This window comes from Endozoicomonas sp. SESOKO4 (assembly GCF_024606275.1).
The window spans coordinates 1-3,784 of record NZ_JAHHPS010000420.1 but is presented as its reverse complement, the minus strand read 5'-3'; the positions used below and the strand labels follow the sequence as shown (position 1 = coordinate 3,784).

The 3,784-nt window shown below is 48.9% G+C and carries 4 protein-coding genes and 1 pseudogene; 1 reads left to right on the top strand and 4 read right to left on the bottom strand.

Features of this window, described 5'->3' with window-relative positions:
• Positions 1 to 181, bottom strand: a pseudogene (locus KDK16_RS08295) (homoprotocatechuate degradation operon regulator HpaR); the annotation flags it as partial.
• Positions 182 to 597: 416 nt separating this feature from the next.
• Here KDK16_RS08295 and mmsB point away from each other — a divergent pair.
• A complete protein-coding gene (gene mmsB, locus KDK16_RS08290; RefSeq protein ID WP_257275575.1) occupies positions 598 to 1,497 on the top strand; it encodes a 3-hydroxyisobutyrate dehydrogenase in 900 nt (299 codons plus the stop codon).
• Here mmsB and KDK16_RS08285 read toward each other — a convergent pair whose 3' ends face one another.
• The 3 genes from KDK16_RS08285 to KDK16_RS08275 form a co-directional block, all read right to left on the bottom strand.
• Positions 1,498 to 2,349 (bottom strand): S1 RNA-binding domain-containing protein, encoded by an 852-nt coding sequence (locus KDK16_RS08285; protein ID WP_257275574.1) that lies wholly within the window; start codon positions 2,347 to 2,349, stop codon positions 1,498 to 1,500. It abuts the gene before it with no gap.
• A gap of 29 nt (positions 2,350 to 2,378) precedes the next feature.
• The gene (locus KDK16_RS08280; protein WP_257275573.1) at positions 2,379 to 2,858 is read right to left on the bottom strand and encodes a GNAT family N-acetyltransferase; all 480 of its coding nucleotides are present in this window, start codon (positions 2,856 to 2,858) and stop codon (positions 2,379 to 2,381) included.
• A 127-nt stretch (positions 2,859 to 2,985) separates the two neighbouring features.
• Positions 2,986 to 3,784 (bottom strand): pseudouridine-5'-phosphate glycosidase (locus KDK16_RS08275; RefSeq protein ID WP_257275572.1); only part of this gene is annotated, 799 nt, incomplete at its 5' end.

The window sequence follows — 3,784 nt, the reverse complement described above, 5'->3', positions numbered from 1 at the left end:
GGATGCAGCAAGCATCAGCCAGCTGTTTGGTTTCCATCTCATCAGCGTCGTTCAGAACCCGCATCACTCTCCATTGCTGTTCAGTAATGGAGTGCTCCTGCAGCATGGGACGGAAGAAGCTCATGGCTGCCTCTCTGGCCTTGAGTAACTTGAGTGGTAGAGAATCTTCGTACTTGCGCATCGTGTTTAGTTTACAACAAATAACTATGATTGGCGGATTGTGTGCATCTTGTTCCGGATAATCAAGACAATGATGTAATTAATTACATGCTATTTATTCGTACTCGACAAAAAAACAGTAACTGTATCTCTAAAGGGTATGCGACCGGAATATTCACCTTCCTCAGAGGCATTGTCAGAAGTATCAGCATTGTATACATGCAGATGAGTGCATTCTGAAGTGCAGTCTCGTCTGGCCTGGCCGTGTGAAAAGTGTTCAGTGAGTAGGCTTTAATGAGGGGTTCTGACGCATTGAAGCCGTCTTCACAGCATGAAATACACAGGTTTTAGTTTTAGTCGTAATCCTGCATATTATAAACGTACTACTCTGTTTAATTGTGCTGAGATGACAACAACAAACACTCGGGAGTGCGGATTATGGCAACGGTTGCGTTTATCGGCCTTGGCAATATGGGAGCGCCCATGGCAGCTAATCTGGTCAGGGGTGGTCATGATGTGAGTGTATTTGACCTTGTTCCTGAGGCAGTCAATGCTCTGACCGCTTTGGGAGCAAAAGCTTCGGGCAGTGCAGAGCAGGCATGTTCCGGGGCTGAGTTCGTTATTTCAATGTTGCCCGCTGGCAAGCATGTGGAAAGTCTTTATCTGGATCAGGGGTTGCTGGATTCTGCTCCGGCCTCTGCCATTCTTGTCGACACCAGTACTATTGATGCGGATACCGCCAGAAAGTTATCGGCGGCTGCCGTCGAGAAAGGGAAGTCAATGGTGGATGCGCCGGTGTCCGGTGGCGTTGCCGGCGCGGCAGCAGGTACTCTGTCGTTTATGTGCGGGGCAGCCAATCCTGAAGTGTTTGAAAAGGTGAAACCTTTACTGCTGGATATGGGGGAAAATGTCTTTCTGGCGGGTGGGCCAGGTGCGGGTCAGGTGGCTAAAGCCTGTAATAATATGTTGCTGTCTATCTCGATGATAGGTACCTCAGAGGCGCTTAATCTTGGCGCTAAAAATGGCCTCGATCCTGCCGTACTTTCTGACATCATGCTGGCCAGCTCGGGTAAAAACTGGGTTCTGGAGGTGTATAACCCATGTCCTGGACTGATGGCGAATGCTCCGGCTTCCAGAGACTATGAGCCGGGCTTTATGAGTGAACTGATGTTGAAAGATCTTGAGTTGGCAATGGCGGCTGCCAGTGGCAGTGAGGCCGTTACGCCTCTGGGTGGCCTTGCTTATTCTCTCTATAACCGCCATGTTTCCGGGGGGATGGGCAAGAAAGATTTTTCCAGCATCTTTCAGGCTATAGAAAGTTTGCAGTCAGAAGGTTAATCACTGACAGCTACGGATACCTGATGCTTCAATTTGAATAAGACGCTGCTTGTATAATCCACCCAGTGCCATTTTGAAAGCACGTTTGCTGGCTCCAAAGGCCCGTTTTATTTCAGCAGGATCGGTTTTATCGTTCATGGGAAGAAAACCTCCGGCGGCTTCCAGCTTGTCCATGATCTGCTGGCTGAGAGAGTCCATCGCTTTTTGGTCAAAGCCGGGCTTTTTCAGACAGAGGTCAATTTTCCCATCCGGTCTGATACGCTTGATATAGCCTTGTACTTTATCACCCAGTTTGACTGAGTCGTTTACTTCCTGACTGAAAAGCAGTCCCTGATGTTTGTTGTTGATAATCGCCATGTAGCCAAGGTCGGTTTTGTCGTGAATCAGGAGGGATACAGGTTGGCTGTTTTGATACTCTCCTGCTGAGCGATCAATAAACTTGTGCAGCTTGGAGGATCCGACTATGCGTTTTGTCTGTTCATCCTGATAGAGATAAACAACATAGCGCCCGCCTTCACGCATGCGGGTTTTTTGTTCACGAAACGGTACCAGTAGATCCTTGCCCAGATTCCAGTCGAGAAAGGCGCCAATCTGGTTGACTTCTTTGACTTGCAGGGCAGCAAACTCACCAATAGAGGCCAGAGGTGTCTCTGTCGTTGCGATCAGATGGTCTTCGGAGTCCAGGTAGACAAAGACATCCAGTTCATCCCCAATAGTGCAGTCTGTAGGCACATGTCTTTTGGGTAGCAGGATTTCATCAAACTGTCTACCATCCAGAAATACACCGAAGCCTGCTTTATCGACGACTTTCAGGCGATTTTTCTGGCCAATTTTAACGTACTTTCCAGACATATCTGTTCCTTTGAGCGAAAGGTGAAAAGTCAGAGTTTTTTCTCCCAGAACAAGGCGTGTCCGAGGTGTTCATCCAGTGCGTAACCTGCGAAGCCCAACTTCCGGTAAGCGGCCTGTGCTACAGGGTTGCCTTGCAGTACTTCCAGAGTGATTTTGCAACACCCTTTTTCTATGGCAACTTGCTCAACTTTTTCAAAAAGTTTTCTGCAAAGGCTCTGACCTCTGAATGACTCATTAACGACCACATCATGGATGTTGATCAGTGGTTTGCAGGCAAAAGTGGAAAATCCTTCCAGGCAGTTAGCCAGAGCGGCTGGTTGCCCATCAACCAGACAGAGGACAGAGAATGCAAAAGGACGTTTTGCTAATTCCTGAATCAGATGTCCCCTGGCGAAGGTGCTTAATGGCATTCCTCCGCCCATTGGGTCTTTGGCATAGTGGTCGAGTAACTCAATAATGGCCTGGCCATGGTCGGGGTTCGAATAATCGGCTACGAAAATATCGGGCATGTAAATGATTTCTGATAAATGGAGTCAAAGAATTTAGAAAAGTATTCTTGCATAACGGATCTTGAATGGATAGCAGCCCGACATGGTTCTGAGTCGGGTCGCTCAGTCAATCCTGATGTTACAGTGATTAATTGAATTGGCGGGCAATCATGGCCGCCAGCCGGGTGTTATTTCTGAGCATGGAAAGATTCGCCAGCAGCAGCTGCTCACCATGATGCTGGTAGAGGTGCTCAAGCAGGAAGGGTGTCAGGGCTTTACCGTGTATGCCTTGTTTCTCTGCATGGTAAACAGCATCATCGACTTTGGGAGAGACGTCTTCCCAGGGTATTGCGTATTCTTTGGGGAGCGGGTTGCAGATCAACAAGCCTCCGCACGCTGGCAGAGTGAGCTGACACTCAATAAGATGAGCCGCCTGTTTGGCAGAATTGACGCTGAAGTCAACCGACAAGTCAGAGTCACGGCTGTAATAGGCGGGTAGTCTGTCAGTCTGGTAGCCAATAACCGGAACGCCGTGGGTTTCGAGAAATTCAAGGGTTTTCGTCAGGTCCAGAATCGCTTTGGGGCCACCACAAACCACGGCAACAGGAGTTCGACCCAGCTCGATCAGATCAGCGGAAATATCGAGGGTCTTTTCGCCCTGCTTATGGACACCGCCAATACCACCAGTGGCCATTATCCGTATCCCAACCATGGCCGCAATCATCATAGTGGCTGCCACGGTGGTCCCTCCCGAATATTCGTGGCTGATCAAGCCTGCCAGATCTCTTCGGCTTGCTTTGTGAATCGAATTATCCTGAGAGGTGATAAATTCCAGCTCTCCTTTCGAAAGGCCAGCTTTTATCCTTCCATTGATAATTGCAGTAGTAGCGGGCTGAACGACGCTGATGAGATGGAAACCAAACAGCTGGCTGATGCTTGCTGCATCC

Bases quoted from the DNA above. Each gene is read 5' to 3' on its own strand.
- mmsB (WP_257275575.1), top strand. From the start codon at position 598: ATGGCAACGGTTGCGTTTATCGGCCTTGGCAATATGGGAGCGCCCATG.
- KDK16_RS08285 (WP_257275574.1), bottom strand. From the start codon at position 2,349: ATGTCTGGAAAGTACGTTAAAATTGGCCAGAAAAATCGCCTGAAAGTC.
- KDK16_RS08280 (WP_257275573.1), bottom strand. From the start codon at position 2,858: ATGCCCGATATTTTCGTAGCCGATTATTCGAACCCCGACCATGGCCAG.